Below are 23,409 nucleotides of genomic sequence, written 5' to 3'. Positions count from 1 at the left end.
AAGTCCCGCGCGGGGCCGGCAGGTCGAACCGGCATTCTCCGCAGTGACAGAACCACCAGGCGCCCATGCCCCGCTTAGCGACCCGATACAGCACGAGACCGGGCTTTAAATCGGTTCTCGGGAACTTTGCCCAGGGCAGGGACATGTCCGGGGAAGGAGGCAGCGCGACAGCGTTCCGGCCTTTCATCGCGACCACCGGCTTGCGGTGGCTTGCGCTGCTTGTAGCGCGGCTTCAGTGTCGCCATCTCCGAGCGCTTCCACGACACTGCGTTCATTCAATGTCGTCAGCGGTTTGCGAAGCCAAGAGGCAATGGTCCACGACAAGTCCGCGTCATCGTAAGGGAACGCACGGAGGACAAAACTAAGGCCAGGCAAAATCTGTTGACCCTTGAACTGGAATACTGGATATACAGTCTGTCCATCCTTGGTGTGCAGAGCAAGGATGGAGCGATCCCGGGTCATTCTTTCGAGCATATTCCGCGGAAGTCCTATCAGAATGCGGACTTGGTCGGCGGGGTAGACGGGCCCAATGGCCTCTCGCCATCTGGGACTATCCAGGATTACGGTTTCCGGAAGTGTAGGGCGCGCCTCTACGGCCTTTACTCGATCGCCGCTCCGGGCGCTCGGATTGGCTAGGACCTCATACACTCCACGGGTGAGCCTTCGGCGATCACTGTTATCGAATTTCAGCGATTTTCGTGTCCCGGTCAGCATCTCCGTGACAACTTCCTCGGCAGGGACAGTGTGCCAGGCGCCCTTCACGCCTTTGCGGACTTGTACCTTCCGTGCTGCTCGTTGCACGTCAGCCTTTGTGAAGTACAATTTTCCTTTGGCGTAACGAACTTTCTTCTTGCCCTTGGACCGCGCGGCCTGTGGCTGCAGCCTCGGGGTGCGATTTGGGCTCATGTCGGACGCCTGGTCTCTTGAACAGTTGGGGGGGGCGGTTCCTCCACCGAGGTGACCCTTCCACCATCGTCAACCGGTCGAAGTCTTGCCGCAAGTTGCACCAGAGAGATGAGCGCCGAGATCCTTCAGCTGCTGCTCAACGGGGGAGGAATCCGGGCTTTTGCTCGGCGAGGGAGCGGAGCCGCGCGAGGTAGTCCTGCGCTGCTGGTTCGGAGCCGTACCGGCGCCTCATTTCGGCAGCAAGTTCCCGGCTGGTCATAATCAGCGAGGGAACCGACTGACGGTCCCCTTCGAGGGCCCGCTCTCCCATAGTCAGTGCCTGCTCCAGGTCGCCCTCACGCGCCGCCGTGACTCCGAGCGTGACTCGCGCTTCCGCGTTCCGCATCGGTGATCGCTCGGTGCCGTCGAAATCCGTTCCCGCCCTCAGCACTTCGTTGGCGAGCGTACGCGCAAGCTTGTCTTCGCCGACCAGGCGGTAGCAGTCCATCGCGTAGAAGTCGAACTTAGCGGGGTCCACCACGAAGTGGTTGTCCAAGTTCTCAGGGTGCGGCATCGCTTCGAGCATCCGCCGTCCCTTGTCGAGAGCTACCTCAACCTGCCGGCGGTCCCCGAGCCGCGCCCACGCCTTGGCTTCCTGCGCGGCAAGCTGCACTGTCACACCGTGGTGCTGCGCTGTGTCCGCTCCGGCCTGCGCTGCCGCGATGACGCCGCGGTAATCACCGGTCGTGAGAGCGAACCATGCCCGCATCTCGTGTGCCCACCCGGCAACCTCTGCGTGGTCGGCTTCCGTCGCGAGAGAGAGGGCGGCGCGGCGTGTCGACTCAGCGGCGTGTCGGTCGCCCGTGTCGTACTCGACGCAGCCCACGAGCAGCGCGAGCCAGCCGGACAGGGCGAGTACTTCACGGTGCTGTGCGAGCGTGAGGCTCTTCGTGTGCAGCTCCACGACGCGGCGAAGCCACTGCCGCCCCTCGATGAGCAGTTGCTCGCTCGGCATGAATGGGTACTCTGAGGCGAGCCGGTCCGTCGTGATCCGCAGGGCATCGAGCGTGGCGCTGTCGACATCGGACCGGTTGAGCCGGCTCACGATCTCCAGCGTCTCCATGCCGCTCGCCATGAGGATCTCGCTGTCCCCGTCCCGGCGTGAGGGCGCGGGGAAGAGCGCGTGCGTCACAGTGCCGAAGGTGGCCGCGATGATCGGCTGGTAGAAGTCGTTCGGCATCTGGCCCGACTCCCAGCGCTTCCACTGGCGGATCAGGCTGTCTTCCGCTGGGAGCTCCGTCGGAGCATGTGCCCGCAGTGCCCTGACTGCGTCCCGCTGTGACCAGTCGCGCGCCGCCCGTTCAGCCGCGATGCGCCGTGCCCATGCGGGCCTGTCGTCGGTCATGCGCCCTCCTCCGAGTGCCTACTCCGAGTCTTGCCCGTGAGCCGGGGGGACAGGGAAGAGGACAGAGGGGTGTCACTGGACGTGTCCCCACCTCTGCCTCGCCGTCCCCCAGCTGTCACTTACCTCACAACTCCCGTTCCTTGCAGGCTGGTTGCAGATCAGGCGCCACTCGGACCGGAGCGCTCGCCGAGCGCTTCGAGCCGTTCGACCCTGCCCCGCAGATCTGAGACTTGGGAGGTGAGATGTTCGAGCTGATGCAGGACCTCGGGAAGGTCGACGCCGGTGCTCGCCTCCTGGGATTCGGCCGCTTGCTGGGGGTCCCGGGCGTAGCTACCGCGGGCCGTGGTCGTGATGAGCCCATCCTCGCGCAGGATCGTGAGTGCGCGCTGCACGGTCATTCCCGAGATCTTGAACCGCGTCGCCAAGTCCCGGACCGAGCCCACATGGGCCCCGGGCGGGATGGTGCCGTTCACGATCTCCTGTCGCAGGATGTCGGCCGCTTGCTCGGACTCCGTACGCGGGTTGTCTTTCGAGATTTCAGCGCTGGTCACGCCGTCGAGCGTACCCACCGTTAGTACGCCCTAGCACGAGATCTGTCCGGACCTATTGCGCAGTGGTACGTGCTAGTACATGCTGTTACGCATCAGCACGGCAGGCCCGGCAGGGCCAGCCAGCTGTGTCTGCACGCGCTTGACCTGCAAGACCGCACGACCCAATGGGGGTCGCGTCCACGGATGCGGCCCCAAGGGGCCCGGGACAGAGCGGGCCGAGGGCGGACCCGACCCTTTTCACTTTCGGGACGGCTTAGACCGAAAGGTCACGTCTCCATACGCCTACAACGGGGTCATGCCGCGCTACCTGGTACGGGCACGGCACCCCCGAAGGAGACACGTTCACCGCCCCGGCATCCCGCCGTGAGGGCGCCGGATCAAATCCGGCCCGGGGCACTTGGCCCGCTGCAACCGCGCGGCGTTGGCCCCTCACCTCGGACGCGGCGGCACTCCCGGACAAGGACAGCCCGCCGCTTCCGGTCTCCCATCCCGACGCAGCAAGAGGAGAGAACCCAGCATGCGCATGCGCACCTTCGTCGCTGGCCAAGAGGCCTATGGCGACCTGGAGTTCGTGGAACTGGCGCTCGGTATCGACATCGACCTGTTCCGGGGCCCGCTGGACCCCGAGACGGTCGACGAGCGTGCTGCCCGCGAGGATGCGGCCCGTGACATCCTCGCCGACCTGCACCGCGAGGCCGAGGACGGCGAGGAGATCGCCGGTTGGGATGCCCTGTACGCCGACGCGCTCACCCGCACCGTGCCGTTCCTGCGCGCCGCTCGCGGCCACCGGACGGGAACGGGGGAAGCGGCATGAGTGAGTTGACGTTCGCCACCGCTACTGGTCTTCCGTTACTGGTCGGCTGGTCCGTTCACGCGCTGCGGCTCACCCGCCGGGTCGAGGCCGCCCGCCGCGATCCGCTGTCTGGGCTGTGGACGCGGGACGCGTTCGAGGAGCGCGCCCGCAAGAGCCTGTCGAAGGGGCGGCAGCGAGCCGTGCTCGTGCTGGACCTGAACGGGTTCAAGCAGGTCAACGACACCCGTGGCCATGCGGCCGGAGACGCGGTGATCCGCGCGACCGGCATGCGTCTGGGGGCGTGGGCGGTCGAGCACCACGGGGTCGCCGGCCGGTTGGGCGGGGATGAGTTCGCCGTCGTTACCGACGTGTGCGGCGAGGCCGGCACCGTCACCGAGAACCTGAGCGCCAAGCTGTGTGACCTGCTTTGCAGCCTTGAACGGCCGGTGCCGTACCCGGGCGGGGATATCGACGTGCACGTCTCGATCGGGGTCGCCCGCTACTGGCGCGGCCCCGCCGACCTGTCCGCCCTGCTGCGGCTGGCCGACGAGCGGATGTACCGCACCAAACGGGAGGGCGGGGGCTTCAGCATCGCCCCGAGGCACGAGCAGACCCCCGCGTTGCCCACCGTCCACGGCCGCCGCTTCGGCCGGCCGGGCACCTCTGCCAGGGAGGTGGCGTGATGACCGAACGCAAGCCGCTGACGAAGGTGCAGGTCGGTGTGCTGACGGGCGCGTTCGTGCCCATGCTCGCCACGGGCGTGGTCGGCGGTATCGGCACGTACAGCAATATCGGGCACGCCTACGGCAGGGGGACCGCGCTCGGTGCCCTCGGTGCTGGTGAGGGCGCCACAGCCGTGCTCGCCCTGGTCCTGCTGGGGCTGACGATGCTGGGACAGTCCTCACCGCGCGTTGTGCGGATGGGACTGTGGGCGTTGCCGGCCGCCGCTGCCGTCATGGGCGCGATGGCCGCGCCGGATGCGGGCCGGACCGTCGTCTACGCGCTGACCCCGATGGGCATGTCCGTCTCCGCCGAGGGCATGGCGTTCCTTGCTCGCCGGATCGTGGTGCACACCGATGGCCGCGACGCGGAGAACGAGCGGCGTATCGCCGACATCGTGCAGGCCCTCGCCTACCACCGTGCGCGTGCCGCCCATCATCCGAGCGATCGGGTCAGGAAGCGGTCGGATCGGGCGTCGTGGCGCCTGGCCCGCAAGGTCGGGGTCGGGGACGCGGCGCTCGGATCGAGGCTGCTCGATGTCCAGCGGGACCGGATCACCGATGGCGCCAACGCGGCCCTCGCGTCGATGTTCGGTGCTGCCGCCCCGCTCCTCCCCGTCGGTACGAATGCGGAGGAATCCACTGAGACCGAGATGAATCGGTCTAGGGCTGACCTGCGGGAATCGACCCCGGCGCCCACGGTCACGCTGACCCGACTGAGTGTGCCGGATCCTGTCGCGGTCGACCTGGGCAAGTCGACCCTGCCGCTCAAGCCCGTACGGCAGATTCCCGCGCCGATCCCGGCTCCGGTCGTGCGGTCGGTCCCGGCGGTGTCGAGTCGGCCGCGTCGGGCGACGGGCCGTGTTCCGCAGGTCGCCCGATCGCCCCGTCCCAAGCGCACCCCGGATCAGTTGCTTGCCGAAGCGCGGTCGGCTACGGCCGGGTGGACGGACGCGCAGATCACCGCTGAAGGGATCCGCCGCGAGGTGCACACCTCGCCGGCGAACGCCCGGATGCTGCGTGACACGCTGCTCGCCGAGCGCGCGCAGCACACCGCCCCGACGGCGCCCTGATGTCCGCCGCGCGGTTCTGGGATCCGGACGGCGTCACGTATGGCATCCCCACCTACCCGCTCCACCTGGCCCCGGACGGGCTTGCGACGCGTCGGCAACTGCGGGCGCGTGGGCTTCGGCCGGGTGGTCAGGAGGTGGCGGCGCAGTTGATGTGGCGCTACCCGCGCGGCATCGCGGCCGCCTACCTCTACCGCCTCGACCTGGCCAAGCCCGTCCGCCCGATGACCCCGACCCGGTGGCGCGCACACGAAGAGATGATGCGCCCCCGCCGCACGTGCCCCGCCTGCTGCAAGGACGTGGGCTACGTCATCCGCACTTCCCTCGGTGCCTGCGAGCCCTGCTCCGACTTCAACTGACCCTGGGAGATTCCAGATGGACCCCGATCGTCTTCCTGTTCCCGGTGTCGTCCGTCTCCCGGACGGCCGGTTCGTCTACGACGACACCCCCGCCACGATCACCCCCGCTCTGCCGCAGCAGCACGCGGCCCCGGCTCCGGTGGTGGTGCAGCACATCCACCAGGCGCCGCCGGACCGCACCGTGCAGCGCATCGCCCTCGGCTCCGGCGTCGGGGCCGGAGCCGTCGCGGCCGGGGTGTACTTCGGCCCGCTGCTGGTCGGCGTCCTCACCGCCATCGCCGCCAACCTCGCGCTGCTGGCCCTGATCGCGGCCGTCTGCGCGTGGGGCGTCGTTACCGTCGTCCGCTCGGTGGGCGGCGAGGACGGCAAGCGTGCCGCGAGCAACGTGCGCCGCGCCCGCGGCCGTCGCTGACGGCTGCCTGCGGCCCCGGACCCGCGTCCGGGGCCGTGGGGAGCCGGACAGCCCGGCCCGGATCGGAGAGACAGCCGTGAGCAGCAGGAACCAGCCCCGCCTCACCGCCGGTGAGAAAGCCCAGCTCGCCTGGTATGCCGCCCGGATGGCCAAGCGTGGACTCGCGGACGACCGGCAGTTCGGCGGCCGGGTCGACCAGAGCGACCTTCAGCGCAAGTTCGACCGGGTCATCGCGCAGGCCCGCAAGCGCGAGGAGCGCGCCAAGAACCGCAAGTAGCAACGCCCCGGGGGCGGTCGTCCCGGCCAAGGAAACAGGCCACCCCCGGGCCACCCACCACCACATTTGAGCAGCAGGGAGTACCCAGCATGGCTGACAGCACGGCGGGCCCGCACCTGCGGCCCGTACTCGACACGGACCGCGACGAGGACGTACCGGTGGCGCCCGTCGCGGTGGACAACCCGGCATTGCCGGACCCGAAGGTGCGCGTGGAGAAGCGCAAGCCGGTCCTGGCCGGATGGCTCACCAACCGGCGTGACTTCGTCGCGACCGCCCGCCACGCGGGCGCGAACGTCGGATACGCCGCCCTGTACCACGGGGTGCGGCTGCCGGTGTATGCCGGACGCCTCGCCCTCATGTCACCTCGGGGCGCGTGCCGGTTCATCGCGTCGACGAACCGGTGGGTGTGGGACCGGGAGGCCGCACCCCTGCGGGAGTTCGCGGTCCGCACCGAGGACGTCGAGGAGTACATGCGCCTGGCCCGGCTGCGTGCCGGCCGTATCCGCCTGCGCGGCCTCGTGACGCTGGTCGCGGCCGTGTTCGGTCTCGGCTTCGCCCTGTACCTGTATGTCCTTGCCCCCGAATACCTCTACGCGTTCGCGGCCGGCGGGGTGCTGCTCCTCGGTGTCGGCGGGCAGCAGCCCGACGCTCCGGTGGTGGGTCCGGCGGTGCTGAAGACCGAGGTGCAGAAGCTGACCGGCTCGATCGTCCTGCGCGGTCTGGACTCGATCGGGAACGCGAAGATCACGGCCGCGATCAAGAAGGGCGGTGACATGAACGGGATGCGGTTCGTCTCGGAGATCGTCCGTGACGGGCCCGGCTACCGCGCCGACCTCGACCTTCCCTACGGCGTCACACCCGAGGACATCATGGACGCGCGCAAGCCCCTCGCGTCCGGTCTGCGCCGCAAGGTCGGCTGTGTCTGGCCGTCCCCGGACCCCGAGCAGCACGAGGGGCGCCTGGTGTTGTGGGTGGGGGACAAGCCGATGAACGAGACCACCAAACCCGCTTGGCCGCTGGCGAAGTCGGGCACGGTGGACCTGTTCCAGCCTGTGGTGTTCGGCAACGACCAGCGCATGCGCGACGTGACGGTCACGCTGATGTTCGCCTCCATCGTCATCGGCTCGGTGCCCCGCATGGGCAAGACCTTCCTCATGCGGCTGCTGCTCCTCATCGCCGCCCTCGACCCCCGCGCCGAGATCTACGCGTTCGACTTCAAGGGCACCGGCGACTTCGGCGCCCTGGAGCCGGTCTGCCACCGCTACCGCGCCGGCGAGGATGACGACGACATCGAATACGTCGTGCGCTGCTTGCGGGAGCTGCGGGAGGAGCTGCGGCGCCGCGCGAAGATCATCAAGTCCCTGCCCCGTTCCCGGTGCCCGGAGTCCAAGGTCACCCCCGAACTGGCCAACGACAAGAGCCTGGGACTGCACCCGATCGTGGCGGCCTTCGATGAGTGTCAGGTGCCGTTTGAGGACGACGAGTACGGTGCGGAGATCGAGGAGATCTGCGAGGACGTCACCAAGCGCGGTCCCGCCCTCGGGATCGTGGGCATGTTCGGCACCCAGCGTCCCGATGCGAAGTCCCTGCCGTCGGGCATCAGCGCGAACGCTGTCCTCAGGTTCTGCCTGAAGGTCATGGGCCACACCGCCAATGACATGGTCCTTGGCACCGGCGCCTACAAGGCCGGTATCCGCGCCACCATGTTCTCCCGCTCGGACCGGGGCATCTGCTGGATGGCCGGCGAGGGCGACGACCCGCGAATCGTCGCGTCCGCGTTCGTGGACGCGCTGGGCGCCGAACGCATCGTCGCCCGCGCCCGCAAGGTGCGCGAGGAGTACGGCAACGTCACCGGCCACGCCATCGGCAAGGGCCCCGAGACGACCGGGACCGGCTCCGACATCCTCGCCGACGTCCTCGACGTGATCGCCGCCGACGAGAAGGCCGTGTGGTGCGAGCGCATCGCCGCCCGGCTCACCGCCGCGCACCCCGACACCTACGCCGGCTGGCAGGGCGAGAACGTGACCGCCGCCCTCAAGCCCTGGGGTATCAAGCCGGGGCAGGTGTGGGGGCAGACCGACGACGGCGAGGGCGCCAACCGGCGCGGCATCAAGCGTGCCGACGTCGCCGCCGCGATTACGCGCCGTAACGCCGATCGGGCCGCCGCCTGACCCGAGCAGCACTGCTAGACCTAGCAGCCGCGCCCGCTAGGTCTAGCAGCCCCACTAGCACCCCGCATGGTTGCTGACCTGCCCACTAGCGTCTAGCGGCCCATCTGCGAAAACACCCTGAAATCGCCCCTGGAAGGGATGTGAGCCCTCGTGGCTCTCGCTAGCCTCGCCGTCCTGCTGACCCTCGCCTGTTACGTAGTGTTATGTGCGGTCCGGCCGTTCACGCCGTGCCGGAAGTGCTCCGGCACCGGCCTCCGGCAGGCCCGGCGCACGGTCAAGCTGTGCCGCCGCTGCCGTGGCCAGGCCTACCGGCTCCGCATCGGCCGCCGCCTGCTCAACACCGGACGCGACATCCACCGCGCCGGCATCCGACGACCTCACCGCCCCAACTCCGACAGGAGGTTCACCCCATGGCCGTGACCGTCTCGCTCGTCTTCCTCTTCGGCCTCGTCCTGTTCTTCCTGCTGCGCTCCCACAGCCTCACCGCCGGGGCCGCGTTCACCGCCGTCATGTTCGGGTTCTTCCTCGCCTCCACCGGCGCGGCCGGACCCATCAACGAGATGGCCGCCGCCATCGTCCACGCCATCCCCAGCCTGTGACCGGGCCTAGCTCGTTCGAGATCCGGGTCATCTGCGCCCCGGCGGACGCCGACCGGATCACAGCCGCCCTAGCCGAGGGGTTCACCACCGGCCCAGTGAGGGCGTATCCGACCCGCGACCGCAACCGCGTCCGGCTCTACCTCACCGCCACTGACCGGGCACCCGCCCTGGCAGAGCGACCCGTGGACCTGGACCGCTAGTAACGCCCGTGGGCGGTGGCCTCCCGGACAAGGACAGCCCACCGCCCACGGTCTCCCAATCCCGACGTAGCAGAACAGGAGACCTACAGCATGTCCCAACCGAGCGTTCTCGGCGAGAGCCGATGGGCCCTCTCCCCGGGAGTCGTGGCATGAACCGACACCTCCTGTACGCCGCCCTCGACGCCGCCGAGCAGGGATGGGCGGTGCTGCCGCTCCGTCCCGGTGACAAGCGGCCCGCTCTGCACGGCGAGGACGTGTGCCCCGGCATCGGGGACTGTGCCGGCGGTCACCGCAAGTGGGAAGAGCGCGCCACCATCGACCCCGACCGCATCCGCCGCGCGTGGGGCGACCTGCCGTTCAACGTCGGCATCGCGACCGGCCCGTCCGGGCTGGTCGTCGTCGACCTCGACATGCCCAAGCGGAAGAGCAGTACGGACACGCCTAACGGCGTGACGACCTTCATGGCGCTCTGCGAGCGCGCCGGGCAGGCTGTCCCCACCACCCGCACGGTGCGGACCGCGAGCGGCGGGGTCCACCTGTACTTCACCGCCCCGCCCGGCGTCCGGCTCGGCAACACCGCCGGACGGCTCGGCAAGCGCATCGACACCCGCGCGTGGGGCGGCTACGTCGTCGCCCCTGGCAGCCTCACCTCCACAGGCGCCTACGCGGTCGTCAACGGCACGCCGCCCGCGCCCCTGCCGGACTGGCTGAGCGCCTATCTGGCGACCCGTCAGAGTTCGCGGGCAGTAATGGCTGCACCGTCGGCTGTTCGAGCCTCTCGCTACGCCGCGGCGGGCTTGAATGCGGAAACCGCGTCCGTGCGGCAGGCGCCGGAGGGCGAGCGCAACGCCACCTTGCTCCGGGCGGCGCGAGCCCTGGGGCGGTTCATCGCGTGGGGCGACCTCCCCAGGGAGCAGGTTGAGGAGGCTCTTCAGTGGGCGGGGGAGCAGGCCGGTCTGTCGCCGCGATCATGTGAGGCGACCATTCGCAGCGGTCTGAACTGGTCGATTGCCCGCAACGGTCAGCGGAGGGTGGCATGAGCACCCCTCCCCGCTCCGCACTGAAGAGCCTTCCCGTCACCCCGACCGCCCCGCGCGCCGCCGCACAAGCCGCGCCCGGTCCGGCCGTGGGCGAGTCGAAAGGCGCCGCCCGTAAGGGCGTCCCTTCTGCTCTTCGTCCTGACCAGCACCAAGGCGACGGACGGTTCCCGGTCGCGTGGCTGTGCATCTGCGCACCGCGCGGCGCCGTGTCTACCGCCACCTCGAAATGCCTGTGCGGCAGGGATCGGAGCGCCGTCGGCCACACGAAGGTGCTCGCCCTGATCGACGACCACACCGCCCACCGCGACGCATGCCCGCTCCGCACCAACCAGGAAGGGAGGCAGGCGGCATGAGCGCCAATCCGCCGGCACCCGCCATGGACGGCTCCGCACTGCTCGACGAGGTGGAAGCCTTCCACCGACGCTTCAACATCTTCCCCCTCGAAGCCGCGTACGTCGCCGTGACGCTGTGGGACGCACACGCGCACCTGCTCGACTGCTTCGACTCCACCCCGCGGCTCGCGTTCCTGTCGCCGGAACCGGGTTCGGGTAAGTCCCGCGCGCTGGAGATCGTGGAAACCCTCGTGCCGCAACCGATGGTCGCGGTCAACGCCTCCGCCTCCGCGCTCTTTCGCGCGGTGTCGGGGATGGAGGGACGGCCCACGATCCTGTTCGACGAGATTGACACTGTCTTCGGGCCCAAGGCCGGAGAGAACGAACAGCTCCGCGGTTTCCTGAACGCCGGTCACCGCCGCTCCGGCGTCATGTGGCGCTGCGTCGGCGACGGGGCCAACCAACAGGTGCAGGAGTTTCCGTCGTTCTGCGGAGTGGCGGTCGCCGGTCTCGGCTCGCTGCCGGACACGATCCTGACCCGCTCCGTCATCGTTCGCATGCGCCGTCGCGCGCCGAACGAGCAGGTAGAGCCGTTTCGGCAGCGTATCCACGAGAAGGAGGGGCACGCGCTGCGCGACCGGCTCGCCGCCTGGGCACAGTCCGTACGGCACCTGGTCGACGGGGTGTTCCCGGCACTGCCGGAGGGCGTCAGCGACCGGCCCGCGGACGTGTGGGAACCCCTACTCGCCATCGCGGACGCGGCCGGCGGCACGTGGCCGGAGCGGGCCCGCGCCGCGTGCATCGAGCTGGTGAACGCGGCCAAGACCAGCGACAAGGGCAGCATCGGCATCCGGCTGCTGACCGACCTGCGCGACTACGTGTTCAACGGCATCGACCGCCTGCCCACCGTCGCCATCCTCGACAGGCTGCACAGCCTCGAAGAGGCGCCCTGGGCGGACATGAGCGGCAAGCCGCTCGATGCCCGCGGGCTGTCGCGGATGCTGCGGGAGTACATGACCGCGGACAACAGCCCCATCGCGGCCCGCAACATCAAGGCCGGTGGGAGCGTCATGAAGGGCTACTACGCGAGCGATCTGCACGACGCGTGGCAGCGCTACTGCCCACCCCCCGCGGAAAGTCCGCTACTTCCGCTACCTCCGCTACCGGGCAGCTCAGAGACGGTTTCCGGGTAGCGGCAAGGCGCTTCGCATCCGCTACCGCAACGCCCCATCCGCTACCGGATCCGCGGCCACGACCCCGGCGTCGGTAGCGGCTCCATCCGCTACCCGCACCCCTATCCGCTACCTCGATCATGCCCCTGACCAGGGCGGTAGCGGAGGTAGCGGAAGTAGCGGAACTGACAGGAAGGGGGCCGCTGCCCCCTTCCCGTCTGCTCGACTCCAAGAAAGAGGAGCCATGACCTCGGGTCAGAAGAATGACGCGCTTCCGCCGACGTACTCACCTGCCCAAGTCGCTGAGGCGCTCGACTGCTCGGAGTGGTGGGTGAAGGAACAGGCGCGCCGTCGCCGCATCCCTTTCATCCGTAGCGGCAGCGGCTATCGCTTCACGCGGACACACGTGGAGGACATCTTTCACATCCTTGAGGAGCGTCCGGACCAGGTGAATACCTCCGAGAACAAGGTCACTTCGTCGCGCCGTCGGAAAGTCGTCCCCTTCGACGCTCCTGCGGTGCAGCTCAGGGCACGACGTCCGCGACGTGCTCGGAACGCCGCCTGACAACGCGATGACGAGATGGGCGGGAGCCGAACCGCCGGCTCTCGCCCGTCGCTTGTGATGAGAGGAAGCATGGGGTTCGTCGAGAACCGCGGCACGTACTGGCGTGGCCGCTACAAGATCTCGCCGGGTAAGTACGGCACAGTGGCCGACGAGAACGGCAACGCCATCCGTTTCCGTACCAAGCGCGAAGCTAAGAAGGCCGCTGATGCCGAAGAAGCCAAGGTGCGGGGCGGCACATGGAAGGTTCCGGCGGCCGGACAGATCACTTTCGGCGAGTACGCCTCACGCTGGTACGCGGCGCAAGATCTGGCCGCGTCCACGATGCAGAACTATCGCCGTCACCTGGAAGAACATCTACTTCCGGAGTTCGAGGACCGCCCGCTTGCGTCGATCCAACGCGTGGACGTCGACGTGTGGGAGAAGAAGGAAAAGGCGCTGTACGCCGCATCGAGCGTGAAGACCTGGCGCGGCACGCTTCACCTCGTCCTGGAAGACGCGGTGGACGAGGAGCTCATCAGTTCCAACCCCGCTACGAAGCGCCGCGGCAGGGGGAAGCGTGCCGGACGCTCGCGTGACCGCGGGCCGGAAAAGGTCGTCACGGATCCGCTCGGCATCCTGCTGTGCGCCGAGCGTGCGTCGCTACTCTCCGGACGCGATGACGAGTTCGTAGCCCTTGTCACCAAGGGCTACACGGGTATGCGGTGGGCTGAAATCGTGGGCCTGGAGACGGAGTTCATCCGCCCCTCAGCCGTGCGCGTGGAATGGCAGCTCTACGAACTCGACTCTGGAGAGTTCGAGCGCTGCCCGCCCAAGGACGACAGCTACCGCACCATCGACGCCCCCGCGTGGCTCGCTCGCCTGTGGACCGGCCACATAGCCCGTGTGCAGCCGAAGCCCTGCACCTGTCACGGCAAGACGTACGTGTTCCGAGGGCAGGGCGTGTCCCGCACCGGGGAGACCGGGGCGAAGGTGGTGGACGTGGCGCGACGCGCCGGCGTCTCCACCGGCACAGTGTCCAACGTCCTCAACCGGCCGGACGCCGTAGCCGAAGCCACGACGGCGCGCGTGCGTGAGGCGATCGAGGCTCTCGGGTTCACTCGCGGTGGGGGCGCCGTCGACCAGGCGGAGCACAGGCGCCGGAACGGGTTCGCCACGTGGCTGTTCACGCCGGCTGCTTCCGGCTGGTACCCGAAGAAGGCGCCGCAGGAGGCACGGCCCGTGCCCGTTCTTGCCCACCCCTGGCCCGGTGTGCCGGCGCGGGGGAGGGGCGCCCAGGCGCGGGCGGATGCCTGCTGGGTGCCGATCGCGAAGGGGCTTACGCCCCACGGGCTGCGGCACACGCACAAGACGCGCATGGAAGGGTTCCGCACCCCGCCGAAGCTCATGGATGAGCGCATGGGGCACATCGACGGTTCGGTACAGGCGCGCTACTCCCATATCACCCGAGAGATGCGCGAGGAACTGTTGAAGCACCTCACTGCCGAGTGGGAGGCGTCCTTGGATGCCCGGTTGACCATGTGCCCCGCGTCGCCGGTCACCGTGCTCAACGACCTCTTGCAGGAGCGTCTGAGAGCGCGTCGGTAGGCGTCTTCTGGGAGCGGGATTCCAAGATCTTCTCCCCGATTTCTCCCAGGAAGGCCTCGCACAGCAAATCAGGCCCGGTGCTGATCTCTCAGCACCGGGCCTGACCTGGTGTTTCACTGTCGGGGTGGCGGGATTTGAACCCACGACCTCTTCGTCCCGAACGAAGCGCGCTGCCAAGCTGCGCTACACCCCGATGTCGCTGCTCGTCGCGGCGACGTCGTTTACTTTAGCCCACTGGTGGCCGGAGACGAAATCCGGTTTAGGCGCCGTGGCGGACCGGGGTCGGGCGGGTGTGGTCCAGGGCGATCAGGAGGACCGCCAGGGCGTACATCGCGAGCCCGAGAAGGAGGGCGTTCGCCAGGGAGCTGCGGTAGCCGTGGGCCTCGACGTCGAGGAAGGGGTAGAGGTAGCGGGCGGGGGTGGTCGGGGTGACGAAAGTGGCCCGGATCAGGGAGAAGGCCAGGTAGGCCAGGGGGTAGAGGAGCCAGCCCGCCGCCTGGCGGAGGTGCAGGCGGGCCGCGGGGGTGAGCAGGAGCCAGTCCAGGACGGCCGCCAGGGGGACCACCGTGTGGAGGAGCTGAAGGGCTGCCCACTGGGCGTGCCAGCGGGCCGGGGGCGGGGTCGCGTCCGTCATGCCGAACGGGGGCGTCGTGTGCGCGAGGAGCAGATGGTAGACCAGCGCGGTGATCACGGCGTAGAGAAGTGTGGCGCCTGTCACGGACGAGGGGAGCGGGCGGCGGGCCCGCCAGGCCCTGGATGCCGACAGGAGCATGACCACTGCGAGCAGGATGCCGGTCTGGACGCTGAAGTAGCTCAGGGTCCGGGCGGGGCTGCCCAGTAGGAGCTGCAGGGCGACGCCGGCCGCCGCGGTGAGGGCGATCAGGAGGCGGAACATCGCCGCCAGGGGGCGGTGGGCCGGGGCCACCACCGCCGTGGCCGGGACCGGTGCGGGCAGCAGGAGGGGCGGGCCCGGGACCGCGGGCAGGTCCGGGATCTCCCTGGGTATGGGGGCGGTCATGCCCCCACGCTAAGCAGAGGGGGTAAAAGGGGCCATCCGGGGCACTCCGGGTGGGTTACGTCGGTCCCGGAGATGCCATCGGTGACCTCGGTGCCGCCAGGTGCCGCGACAGGACAGCCCCGGCTCCCACCCCGGCTCCCTTACTCCCGCCTACTCCCGCCCCACCAACGTCAGCAGCGTCGCCTCCGGAGGGCAGGCGAAGCGGACGGGGGTGTAGCGGTTCGTTCCGCAGCCCGCCGACACGTGGAGGTAGGACGTACGGCCCTCCGCCGTGTGCGTGGACAGGCCCTTCACCCGGTCCGTGTCCAGGTCGCAGTTGGTGACCAGGGCGCCGTAGAAGGGGATGCACAGCTGGCCGCCGTGGGTGTGGCCGGCCAGGATCAGGGGGTAGTCGTCCGCCGTGAACGAGTCGAGGACGCGCAGGTAGGGGGCGTGGACGACGCCCATCGAGAAGTCGTGGGTGCCGGAGGGCCCGCCCGCCACCCGGGCGTAGCGGTCGCGCTTGATGTGGGGGTCGTCCAGGCCGGTCAGCTCGATCGACACGCCCTCGACCTTCAGCACGCCGCGCGTGTTCGTCAGGTTCAGCCAGCCCGCCGCGTCGAAGCCGTCCCTGAGGTCCTCCCAGGGGTTGTGGATCACGCCCACCGCCGGGGCGTTGCCGTTCAGGCCGTGGCGGCCGCTGACCTTCTCCAGCAAGTAGCGGGCGGGGTTGCGGGGCCTGGGGCCGTAGTAGTCGTTGGAGCCGAAGACGTACGCGCCCGGGAACTCCATCAGGGGGCCGAGCGCGTCGAGGACCTCGGGGATGCCCTCGGGGTCCGAGAGGTTGTCGCCGGTGTTGATCACGAAGTCGGGGCGCAGGCCCGCCAGCGCCTGCAGCCACCGCTGCTTCTTGCGCTGGCCGCCGACCATGTGGATGTCGGAGACCTGGAGCAGGCGCAGCGGGCGCATGCCCGGCGGGAGGACCGGGACCGTCACTCGTCGGAGGCGGAAGGAGCGGGCCTCGAAGCCCGCCGCGTACGCCAGTCCGGCGGCGCCTGCCGCCATGATTCCCAGGGGTACTCCGTATTGCGCGCGCATATGACCATCGTGTCAGACCCCGCCGACTCGTCGAGACAGGCCGCCTTGCACCCACGGCCGGCCGCCGCCCGACCCCGGTGCCGGCCGCCGCCCGACCCTGGGGCCCTTCCGCCGCCCGACCCTGGGGCCCTTCCGCCGCGTAAATGCGGGGGCGCCCCCGCCGTCGTACCTGAGACAATCGGCCGCATGACCACCACGCTCAAGTCGAAGCTGCACGACGACCTCAACGCCGCGATCAAGGGGCGCGACGAGCTCCGCTCCTCGACGCTCCGGCTGACCCTCGCCGCGATCACCAAGGAGGAGGTCGCGGGCAAGGAGAAGCGCGAGCTCTCCGACGACGAGGTGCAGAAGGTGATCACCCGCGAGGCGAAGAAGCGCCGTGAGGCGGCCGACGCCTTCGCGCAGGGTGGTCGCCCCGAGCAGGCCGAGCGGGAGAAGGCGGAGGGCGAGGTTCTTGCCGCGTACCTGCCCAAGCAGCTGTCCGACGAGGAGCTGAACGCGATCGTCGCCCAGGCCGTCGAGGAGGCGAAGGCGGCCGGCGCCGAGGGGCCGCGGGCCATGGGTGCCGTCATGAAGATCGTGAACCCGAAGGTGGCCGGCCAGGCCGAGGGCGGCCGCGTCGCCGCCGTGGTGAAGAAGCTCCTCCAGGGCTGACAACCGGAAACAGAGACGTACGAGTACGACGGCGGGGCCGCACCTCCATCTGGGAGGTGCGGCCCCGCCGTCGTACCGGGTGAGGTCCGCCGGGGCTAGCCCCGCGTGCCCCCGTTCCTGTTCCCGCCGTTGGTCTGTCCCTCGATGAAGTTGCCGGGGAGGGAGATCGTCGGCGTGGGGAAGGTGCCGCCGTTGGTGTCGCCCGTGGCGCCGCCGGTCGTGCCCCCGTCAGTGAGGCCGCCGATCAGTCCGCCGATCAGCCCGCCCGTGTTGTCCCCGTTCTTGCCGCCGTCGTTCCCCCGGCCTTTTCCCCGGCCTTTCCCGTTTTTGTCGTCGTCGGGGATGTCGATCAGGTTGAAGTCCGGGGCCGCCTTGCCCGCCAGGGCGCCGGTCATGGCGTCCTTCCAGATCGGGCCGGGGACCTGACCACCGAAGACGAGGTCGTGGTAGACCCCGCCGATGCTGATCCCGGTCATCTTCACGTTCTGCTTGGCGCTGCCGACCCAGACCGCACCGGCCAGGTTGGGCGTGTAGCCGACGAACCAGGCGTTCTTGCGCTCGTCCGTCGTACCCGTCTTGCCCGCGCTCTCCCGGTCGGTCAGGCCCGCCTGCTGGCCGGTACCGGAGTCGACCACACCGCGCAGCAGGGTGTTGACGGTGTCGGCGGTCTTCTCGCTCATCGCACGCGAGCAGGTCGACCTGGGGACCTCGAGCGACTTCTGCTCGTTGCCGATCTTCTGGGTGATCGACTCGATGGCGATCGGGGTGCAGTACATGCCCCGCGCGGCGAAGGTGGCGTACGCGTTCGCCATGGTCAGCGGGGAGAGGCCGATCGAACCGAGGGCGATCGAGGGGGTCTCCGGGAGCTTCGAGCCGTCGCCCTGCACCACGTGCAGCGCGTCGGTCATCTTCACCACCGGGCACAGACCGATGTCGGAGATCAGCTGCACGAAGTAGGTGTTGATGGACTTCGCCATCGCCTCCTTCATGCGGTACGGGCCCTTCTCGGACTCGTTCTCGTTCTCTACCGTCTCGCCCTTGGTGTTGACGTAGGGGTTGCTGCTGCACCGCTGGACCGGGCTCGGGTAGTTCATCTTGTACGGCGCCGAGTACGCCTGCGTCGCGGGCTTGCCGCCCTCGATCGCGGCCGCCGCGACGAACGGCTTGAACGTCGAACCGGTCGGGAACCCGTAGTTGGAGCCGCCCATGTCCCGGTTGACCGAGAAGTTGTACTCGGTCTCGTTGTTGCCGTAGCCGTAGGGCTTCGACTGGCCCATCGCCAGGACCTTGCCGGTGCCGGGCTCGACCAGGGTGGCCGCCGCCGCGACGCTGTCGGACTTGTAGACGTGCTCCTTCAGGGAGGCCTGCACGGACTCCTGCGCCTGCGGGTCCATCGTCGTACGGATGGTGAGGCCACCGCGGTTCCAGAGCTGGGCGCGCGCCTCGCGGGTCTTGCCGAAGGTCGGGTCGGTCAGGAACACGTTCTCGACGTACTTGCAGAAGAACGCGGCGCCCTTGGTGGCCGTGATGCAGCCGTTCTTCGGCTGGCTGACGTGCAGGCCGAGCGGCTTCTCCTTGGCCCGGTCGGCCTCCGCCTGGGAGATGTCGCCGAGCTCGGCCATGCGCTGCAGGACGGTGTTGCGGCGCTTGGTGGCCTCGGCCTCGTCGTTCACCGGGTCGTAGCGGCTCGGGGACTGGACGATGCCGGCCAGCAGCGCCGACTCCTGCACGTTCAGGTCCTTGGCGTGCTTGGAGAAGTAGCGCTGGGAGGCGGCCTCGACGCCGTAGGCCTGCTCGCCGAAGAAGGTGATGTTCAGGTAGTTCTCGAGGATCTTCTTCTTGCCCAGCTTCTCCTCGATCTGGATCGCGTACTTCAGCTCGCGGACCTTGCGCCCGAGGGTCTGCTGGGTGGCCTCGGCGACCTTGGTGGGGTCGTCGCCGGCCTCCTCGATGAAGTAGTTCTTCACCAGCTGCTGGGTGAGCGTGGAGGCGCCCTGGGATACCCCGCCGCTCTGCGCGTTCTTGTTCAGGGCGCGCAGCACGCCCTTGAGGTCGATCGCGCCGTGCTTGTAGAAGCGGGAGTCCTCGATCGCGACGATCGCCTTCTGCATGTACGGCGAGATGTCCTTGAGGTCCACCACCGTACGGTCGCGTGAGTAGACCGTCGCGAGCTGGTTGCCCCGGCTGTCCAGTATGGTCGTGCGCTGGCTGAGCTGGGGGCTCTTGAGGTTGGCAGGGATCTCGTCGAAGCCCTGGACCGAGCCCTTGGCCGCGAGTCCGAGCGCGCCGGCAGCGGGCAGCGCGATGCCCGCCATCACGGCTCCCGCGAGCACACTGACACCGAGGAACTTGGCGGCCTGCTGCGTTGCCGACAGGCCACCGCCCGAGCGCTTCTTTGGCATGGGGGCAGCCTAAACCGTTGTGATGAGCGTTCCATCACGGCACGGCAAAGCAGAACGCGTTCCTTCTCATTCGCCGGACATGCGCGCAGGCCTTGGCCTAAGCTGCTCTCAACTGTCACAGCGGTGCGGCCACGTATCAATACGTCCGACGACCCCGAATCGTTCCGGAAGTACCCCGATTTTCTGGTGGGGGCGTGTCCGAATCCGCCTTGTGTGTCACCTGGCGCCCGTTGTGGCGCACCACAGCCGTCCCGGTTTGCCGGGATGATCACGCATGTCGCCAGCTCACTCCCGCGGGTGATCTGCCGCTTACCCATAGTCCGTTCGGGCCATTCAAGATTGGGCCCGAAGGGGGTGTTGCGCTGTCCCCACCTTCCGTAACGTCCTCAACTGGCGGCGGTGAATATGCCGCTGCCGCCGTGGGGGAGCCTCGATTCGGGAGAGGACGGCGCCGGTATGGGCTGGGTAACCGACTGGAGTGCGCAGGCTGCCTGCCGCACTACCGATCCGGATGAACTGTTCGTTCAAGGAGCAGCACAGAACAGGGCCAAGGCGGTGTGCACCGGATGTCCGGTACGCACCGAATGTCTGGCCGATGCGTTGGACAACCGCGTGGAGTTCGGCGTGTGGGGAGGTATGACGGAGCGGGAGCGCCGCGCACTGCTGCGCCGGCGGCCCACCGTGACCTCCTGGCGCAGGCTGTTGGAAACCGCCCGCTTGGAGTACGAGCGTGGCGTCGGCATCGTGCCCCTCGACAGCGACGAGGTGTACGAGAACTATGCGGCGGTGAGCTGAGGGCATCGCCCCCGGCGTGGATCCGGGGTCACTCCGACCGGCCATGAGGCATGGGAAGCAGCGGTCGGACGTGTGTCTTGGGGCACATCCGCTGAACACCTGCTGTGCGTGGGCGTGCCCTCGGGGCAACGCCCGCTCGGCAGGCGGGTACGAAGTCGGCGCACAGCCAGGTTAGGTGTGCGCCCGTTTACGGCCGGGGCCCGGGCGGCTCAGCCGTCCGCGGTGAGCGCTACGACAGCTCTGTTCGCCGTGCCGCCAGCCGGTCCCCGATGTCGCGCAGGCCCGTGAGGTCGTGCACGTCACCGGGCAGTGCGGGCACCTCGACGACCGCCACCTCGGGGTGGCGGGCGGTGAAGCGGTCACGCGTGCGCTGTTCGCGGGAGAGCAGCTGCATGCGCTCCGCGTGCAGCCTCAGCAGGCCTGCTGTCAGCTGGTCGACGGAACGCTCTGTGTCCGCTTCCGTGTCCCCGTCAGGGGAGCCGTTGTCCGGTGCATCGCTGTCCACGGCCGGTGAACCGTCGTCCGAGGCGGGGGAGCCGTCGTCCGGAGCCGGTGTTGCGGAAGCAGGAGATTCTGAACTGCCGTACGTGTCGGGAGAGTTACGAAGTCCAGCTTTCCCGCCCCCCTGATCCACAATGCGGGGCTCCTCAAGATTTTCCGCGGCGGCGAGCGCCCGCTCGGCCGACAGCCGGCCGGCGCCGCTGCCATGAACCCGGTTGAGCACCAGTCCCACCAGCGGCATGTCCTCCGCGGCCAGCCGCTCCACGAAGTACGCGGCCTCGCGCAGCGCGTCCCGCTCCGGGGCCGCCACCACCAGGAACGCCGTACCGGGCGCCTGGAGCAGCTTGTACGTGGCGTCCGCGCGGGTGCGGAAACCGCCGAACGTGGTGTCCATCGCGGCCACGAAGGTCTGTACGTCCTTCAGCAGCTGGCCGCCCAGCAGCTTGCCCAGCGTGCCGGTCATCATCGACATGCCGACGTTCAGAAAGGCCATCCCCGCGCGGCCGCCGAGCTTCGCCGGAGCGGTCAGCAGCCGGATCAGGCGGCCGTCCAGGAAGGAGCCGAGCCGCTTGGGCGCGTCCAGGAAGTCCAGCGCCGAGCGGGACGGCGGAGTGTCGACCACGATCAGGTCCCACTCGTCCCTGGCCCGCAACTGGCCCAGCTTCTCCATCGCCATGTACTCCTGCGTGCCCGCGAAGCCCGCCGAGAGCGACTGGTAGAAGGGGTTGGCCAGGATCGCGGCCGCCCGCTCCGGGTCCGCGTGCGCCTCGACGACCTCGTCGAAGGTGCGCTTCATGTCGAGCATCATGGCGTGCAGCTCGCCGTCGCCCTCGGAGCCCTTCACCCGCCGGGGCACGTTGTCGAGGGAGTCGATGCCCATCGACTGGGCGAGCCGGCGGGCCGGGTCGATGGTGAGGACGACCACCTTGCGGCCCCGCTCGGCCGCCCTGAGGCCCAGCGCCGCCGCGGTCGTCGTCTTGCCGACCCCGCCCGAGCCGCAGCACACCACGATCCGGGTCTTCGGGTCGTCCAGCAGCGGGTCGATGTCGAGCACGCGCGCGGCGGAGAGGTGCGGGCGAGCGGCGTCCTGCGCCTCGGCCGGGTCCGGACTCATGACAACCCCTGCTTCCGCAGCTCGGTGGCGAGTTCGTACAGGCCCGCGAGATCCATGCCCTCGGCGAGCAGCGGCAGTTCGTGCAGCGGCAGGTCCAGCTCGCCGAGGACCGCGCGCTGCTCCTGCTCCAGCGTGTGCCGCTCGGCGTACTCCGCGGCCTGCGCCAGCAGCGGGTCCACCAGCCGCTCGGCGTTCCCGCCCCGCCGGGCCCCGCCGAGCCCCGCGGCCGACAAGGCCTGCGCGAAGGAGGAACGCGGGACGGTCCGTACGAGTTCCAGGTCGGTCGCGTCCAGCACCTGGGGCCGGACCATGTTCACGATGACCCTGCCCACCGGCAGCCGTGCCGCGTGCAGTTCGGCGATGCCGTCGGCGGTCTCCTGGACGGGCATCTCCTCCAACAGCGTCACCAGGTGCACCGCCGTCTCCGGCGACTTCAGCACCCGCATCACCGCCTGCGCCTGATTGTGTATCGGGCCGATCCTCGCGAGCCCGGCGACCTCGTCGTTGACGTTGAGGAAGCGGGTGATGCGCCCGGTGGGCGGGGCGTCCATGACGACGTAGTCGTACGCGAACCGCCCGGACTTGTCCTTGCGGCGCACCGCCTCGCACGCCTTGCCGGTGAGCAGGACGTCCCTGAGGCCCGGCGCGATGGTGGTCGCGAAGTCGACCGCGCCGAGTTTCTTCAGGGCCCGGCCCGCGCCGCCGAGCTTGTAGAACATCTGGAGATAGTCCAGAAGGGCCAGTTCGGGGTCGATGGCGAGGGCGTACACCTCCCCGCCGCCCGGAGCGACCGCGATCTTCCGCTCCTCGTAGGGCAGCGCCTCCGTCTCGAAGAGCTGTGCGATGCCCTGCCGGCCCTCGACCTCCACGAGAAGCGTCCGCTTCCCCTCGGTCGCGAGGGCCAGCGCGAGTGCGGCGGCGACCGTCGTCTTTCCGGTCCCGCCCTTGCCGCTGACGACCTGGAGCCTGCTCACGCCTTCGAGACTAACCAGTCCCGCCGACGGTCACGCGGGAGGCTGTGGATAAACGGCCCTCAGGCCGTCCACCTGTCCCGTGGGTCACAGCGGATACAGTCGGCCCATGACCAAGTGGGAATACGCAACCGTGCCGCTGCTCGTCCATGCCACGAAGCAGATTCTGGACACCTGGGGCGAGGACGGCTGGGAGCTCGTCCAGGTCGTGCCCGGGCCCAACAACCCCGAACAGCTGGTGGCCTACCTGAAGCGGGAGAAGCAGGCGTGAGCGCGGTCGAGGCCAAGCTGGCCGCACTGGGCCTGACCCTGCCGGCGGTCGTCCCACCGCTGGCCGCGTACCAGCCGGCCGTGCGGTCCGGTGCGTACGTCTACACCTCCGGCCAGCTGCCGATGGTGGACGGCAAGCTCCCGGTCACCGGCAAGGTGGGCGCCGAGGTCACCGCGGAGGAGGCCAAGGAGCTGGCCCGCACCTGCGCGCTGAACGCGCTGGCCGCCGTGAAGTCCGTCACCGGCGACCTGGACCGCATCGCGCGCGTGGTGAAGGTCGTCGGCTTCGTCGCCTCGGCCGCCGACTTCACCGGGCAGCCCGGTGTCGTCAACGGCGCCAGCGAGCTGCTCGGCGAGGTCCTCGGTGACAAGGGCGTGCACGCCCGCAGCGCGGTGGGCGTCGCGGTGCTGCCGCTGGACGCGCCCGTGGAGGTCGAGATCCAGGTCGAGCTGATTCCCTGAGTTCCCTCAGC

The 23,409-nt window shown here is 69.2% G+C and carries 25 protein-coding genes and 1 tRNA gene; 18 read left to right on the top strand and 8 right to left on the bottom strand.

Translation table 11 applies throughout. The annotated features are described in order from the left end of the window. Window positions 1-1,042 precede the first annotated feature (1,042 nt). Entirely contained in the window at window positions 1,043-2,290 is a 1,248-nt protein-coding gene (locus ACIRVH_RS36325) for an XRE family transcriptional regulator (protein ID WP_403962645.1), read from the bottom strand. A 158-nt stretch (window positions 2,291-2,448) separates the two neighbouring features. Beyond that, window positions 2,449-2,841: a GntR family transcriptional regulator gene (locus ACIRVH_RS36320; RefSeq protein WP_403962642.1), complete on the bottom strand. Its 393-nt coding sequence runs from the start codon at window positions 2,839-2,841 to the stop codon at window positions 2,449-2,451. Window positions 2,842-3,364: 523 nt separating this feature from the next. On the opposite strand from ACIRVH_RS36320, the gene ACIRVH_RS36315 reads away from it, so the two are divergent. The 14 genes from ACIRVH_RS36315 to ACIRVH_RS36250 all read left to right on the top strand — a co-directional run bounded on the left by ACIRVH_RS36315 (window position 3,365) and on the right by ACIRVH_RS36250 (window position 14,134). Then, the gene (locus tag ACIRVH_RS36315) at window positions 3,365-3,655 is read left to right on the top strand and encodes a hypothetical protein (RefSeq protein ID WP_403962699.1); all 291 of its coding nucleotides are present in this window, start codon (window positions 3,365-3,367) and stop codon (window positions 3,653-3,655) included. Beyond that, the gene (locus tag ACIRVH_RS36310; RefSeq protein WP_403962641.1) at window positions 3,652-4,317 is read left to right on the top strand and encodes a GGDEF domain-containing protein; all 666 of its coding nucleotides are present in this window, start codon (window positions 3,652-3,654) and stop codon (window positions 4,315-4,317) included. Before ACIRVH_RS36315 ends, ACIRVH_RS36310 begins: the two co-directional genes overlap by 4 nt. Next, complete coding sequence (locus tag ACIRVH_RS36305) at window positions 4,317-5,426, top strand: conjugal transfer protein (protein ID WP_403962638.1); 1,110 nt, start codon at window positions 4,317-4,319, stop codon at window positions 5,424-5,426. Before ACIRVH_RS36310 ends, ACIRVH_RS36305 begins: the two co-directional genes overlap by 1 nt. Continuing rightward, window positions 5,426-5,782 (top strand): RRQRL motif-containing zinc-binding protein, encoded by a 357-nt coding sequence (locus ACIRVH_RS36300; RefSeq protein ID WP_403962635.1) that lies wholly within the window; start codon window positions 5,426-5,428, stop codon window positions 5,780-5,782. The genes ACIRVH_RS36305 and ACIRVH_RS36300 overlap by 1 nt, the downstream gene beginning before the upstream one ends. 16 nt (window positions 5,783-5,798) lie before the next feature. Then, window positions 5,799-6,194 (top strand): DUF6251 family protein, encoded by a 396-nt coding sequence (locus tag ACIRVH_RS36295; RefSeq protein WP_403962632.1) that lies wholly within the window; start codon window positions 5,799-5,801, stop codon window positions 6,192-6,194. Window positions 6,195-6,270: 76 nt separating this feature from the next. Continuing rightward, on the top strand, window positions 6,271-6,471 hold the full coding sequence (locus ACIRVH_RS36290) for a DUF6257 family protein (RefSeq protein ID WP_403962629.1): 201 nt from the start codon (window positions 6,271-6,273) through the stop codon (window positions 6,469-6,471). An 89-nt stretch (window positions 6,472-6,560) separates the two neighbouring features. Beyond that, a complete protein-coding gene (locus ACIRVH_RS36285; RefSeq protein WP_403962626.1) occupies window positions 6,561-8,642 on the top strand; it encodes a cell division protein FtsK in 2,082 nt (693 codons plus the stop codon). Window positions 8,643-9,052: 410 nt separating this feature from the next. Next, window positions 9,053-9,241, top strand: coding sequence for a hypothetical protein (locus tag ACIRVH_RS36280; protein ID WP_403962623.1), 189 nt, complete (start codon window positions 9,053-9,055; stop codon window positions 9,239-9,241). Beyond that, window positions 9,238-9,441 (top strand): hypothetical protein, encoded by a 204-nt coding sequence (locus ACIRVH_RS36275; RefSeq protein ID WP_403962620.1) that lies wholly within the window; start codon window positions 9,238-9,240, stop codon window positions 9,439-9,441. The genes ACIRVH_RS36280 and ACIRVH_RS36275 overlap by 4 nt, the downstream gene beginning before the upstream one ends. A 149-nt stretch (window positions 9,442-9,590) precedes the next feature. After that, window positions 9,591-10,481: a bifunctional DNA primase/polymerase gene (locus ACIRVH_RS36270; protein ID WP_403962617.1), complete on the top strand. Its 891-nt coding sequence runs from the start codon at window positions 9,591-9,593 to the stop codon at window positions 10,479-10,481. Beyond that, window positions 10,478-10,834 (top strand): hypothetical protein, encoded by a 357-nt coding sequence (locus ACIRVH_RS36265; RefSeq protein ID WP_403962614.1) that lies wholly within the window; start codon window positions 10,478-10,480, stop codon window positions 10,832-10,834. Before ACIRVH_RS36270 ends, ACIRVH_RS36265 begins: the two co-directional genes overlap by 4 nt. After that, entirely contained in the window at window positions 10,831-12,006 is a 1,176-nt protein-coding gene (locus tag ACIRVH_RS36260) for a DUF3631 domain-containing protein (protein ID WP_403962612.1), read from the top strand. Before ACIRVH_RS36265 ends, ACIRVH_RS36260 begins: the two co-directional genes overlap by 4 nt. Window positions 12,007-12,229: 223 nt before the next feature. Beyond that, window positions 12,230-12,550: a helix-turn-helix domain-containing protein gene (locus ACIRVH_RS36255; protein WP_403962609.1), complete on the top strand. Its 321-nt coding sequence runs from the start codon at window positions 12,230-12,232 to the stop codon at window positions 12,548-12,550. Between the two features lie 69 nt (window positions 12,551-12,619). After that, window positions 12,620-14,134 carry a LacI family DNA-binding transcriptional regulator gene (locus ACIRVH_RS36250; protein ID WP_403962607.1) on the top strand — a complete coding sequence of 505 codons (1,515 nt, stop codon included), beginning with the start codon at window positions 12,620-12,622 and terminating at the stop codon, window positions 14,132-14,134. A gap of 119 nt (window positions 14,135-14,253) precedes the next feature. On the opposite strand, the gene ACIRVH_RS36245 is transcribed toward ACIRVH_RS36250, so the two are convergent. The 3 genes from ACIRVH_RS36245 to ACIRVH_RS36235 all read right to left on the bottom strand — a co-directional run bounded on the left by ACIRVH_RS36245 (window position 14,254) and on the right by ACIRVH_RS36235 (window position 16,229). Further along, window positions 14,254-14,327: transfer RNA gene (locus ACIRVH_RS36245), tRNA-Pro, on the bottom strand. 66 nt (window positions 14,328-14,393) lie between these two features. Beyond that, window positions 14,394-15,152: a Pr6Pr family membrane protein gene (locus tag ACIRVH_RS36240; RefSeq protein WP_403962604.1), complete on the bottom strand. Its 759-nt coding sequence runs from the start codon at window positions 15,150-15,152 to the stop codon at window positions 14,394-14,396. Between the two features lie 150 nt (window positions 15,153-15,302). After that, window positions 15,303-16,229 carry a metallophosphoesterase gene (locus tag ACIRVH_RS36235; RefSeq protein WP_403962601.1) on the bottom strand — a complete coding sequence of 309 codons (927 nt, stop codon included), beginning with the start codon at window positions 16,227-16,229 and terminating at the stop codon, window positions 15,303-15,305. Between the two features lie 186 nt (window positions 16,230-16,415). On the opposite strand from ACIRVH_RS36235, the gene ACIRVH_RS36230 reads away from it, so the two are divergent. Beyond that, the gene (locus ACIRVH_RS36230; RefSeq protein WP_403962598.1) at window positions 16,416-16,883 is read left to right on the top strand and encodes a GatB/YqeY domain-containing protein; all 468 of its coding nucleotides are present in this window, start codon (window positions 16,416-16,418) and stop codon (window positions 16,881-16,883) included. A gap of 95 nt (window positions 16,884-16,978) precedes the next feature. Here the strand turns inward: ACIRVH_RS36230 and ACIRVH_RS36225 are convergent, their stop codons facing one another. After that, window positions 16,979-19,285 carry a transglycosylase domain-containing protein gene (locus ACIRVH_RS36225; protein WP_403962595.1) on the bottom strand — a complete coding sequence of 769 codons (2,307 nt, stop codon included), beginning with the start codon at window positions 19,283-19,285 and terminating at the stop codon, window positions 16,979-16,981. Between the two features lie 456 nt (window positions 19,286-19,741). Between ACIRVH_RS36225 and wblA the strand changes: the two genes are divergently transcribed. Beyond that, the gene (gene wblA / locus ACIRVH_RS36220; RefSeq protein WP_179851885.1) at window positions 19,742-20,080 is read left to right on the top strand and encodes a transcriptional regulator WblA; all 339 of its coding nucleotides are present in this window, start codon (window positions 19,742-19,744) and stop codon (window positions 20,078-20,080) included. Window positions 20,081-20,309: 229 nt separating this feature from the next. Here the strand turns inward: wblA and ACIRVH_RS36215 are convergent, their stop codons facing one another. Together ACIRVH_RS36215 and ACIRVH_RS36210 are read right to left on the bottom strand one after the other, a co-directional pair. Continuing rightward, entirely contained in the window at window positions 20,310-21,695 is a 1,386-nt protein-coding gene (locus ACIRVH_RS36215) for an ArsA family ATPase (protein WP_403962592.1), read from the bottom strand. Then, window positions 21,692-22,669: an ArsA family ATPase gene (locus tag ACIRVH_RS36210; RefSeq protein ID WP_403962589.1), complete on the bottom strand. Its 978-nt coding sequence runs from the start codon at window positions 22,667-22,669 to the stop codon at window positions 21,692-21,694. Before ACIRVH_RS36210 ends, ACIRVH_RS36215 begins: the two co-directional genes overlap by 4 nt. A 106-nt stretch (window positions 22,670-22,775) precedes the next feature. On the opposite strand from ACIRVH_RS36210, the gene ACIRVH_RS36205 reads away from it, so the two are divergent. Together ACIRVH_RS36205 and ACIRVH_RS36200 are read left to right on the top strand one after the other, a co-directional pair. Next, window positions 22,776-22,937 carry a DUF4177 domain-containing protein gene (locus ACIRVH_RS36205; protein WP_003975360.1) on the top strand — a complete coding sequence of 54 codons (162 nt, stop codon included), beginning with the start codon at window positions 22,776-22,778 and terminating at the stop codon, window positions 22,935-22,937. Continuing rightward, window positions 22,934-23,398 (top strand): RidA family protein, encoded by a 465-nt coding sequence (locus ACIRVH_RS36200; protein ID WP_403962586.1) that lies wholly within the window; start codon window positions 22,934-22,936, stop codon window positions 23,396-23,398. Before ACIRVH_RS36205 ends, ACIRVH_RS36200 begins: the two co-directional genes overlap by 4 nt. The last annotated feature ends 11 nt before the right edge of the window (window positions 23,399-23,409 follow it).

This window comes from Streptomyces sp. NPDC101165, from assembly GCF_044768135.1.
In the GTDB taxonomy this organism is placed as follows: Bacteria; Actinomycetota; Actinomycetes; order Streptomycetales; family Streptomycetaceae; genus Streptomyces.
This window is presented reverse-complemented; position numbering and strand designations above follow the sequence as displayed.